This is a genomic window from Pseudomonas sp. 51_B, assembly GCF_017491595.1.
In the GTDB taxonomy this organism is placed as follows: domain Bacteria; phylum Pseudomonadota; class Gammaproteobacteria; order Pseudomonadales; family Pseudomonadaceae; genus Aquipseudomonas; species Aquipseudomonas promysalinigenes.
Genome location: NZ_JAFGYW010000546.1, coordinates 1 through 247, shown reverse-complemented (window position 1 = coordinate 247; position 247 = coordinate 1). Strand labels below are relative to the sequence as shown.

The following is a 247-nucleotide window of genomic DNA, read 5'->3' as shown; positions in this document are numbered from 1 at the left end:
AGCCCGACGCTGATCAGCACCGCACCCCAATGGCCTACCACATGCTCGAGCACCGCAGCCATCGACGGGTTCTGCAGCTTGGCCAGCTCCGGCTGGGTCATGATGCCTAGCGAAAGCACGTTGACCAACACCAACAGTGCCAACACCCCGAGAAACCCCACCACCGTGGCCTTGCCGACATCCGACCGGCGCTGTGCGCGCCCCGAATAAACGCTGGCGCCTTCGATACCGATGAACACGAACACGG

Annotated in this window: 1 protein-coding gene; it reads right to left on the bottom strand. The window is 63.2% G+C overall.

The genetic code is table 11. From position 1 onward, the window contains the following. Nucleotides 1–247: amino acid permease (locus tag J5M56_RS26120; protein WP_207938206.1), on the bottom strand; the 247-nt coding region annotated here is incomplete at both ends.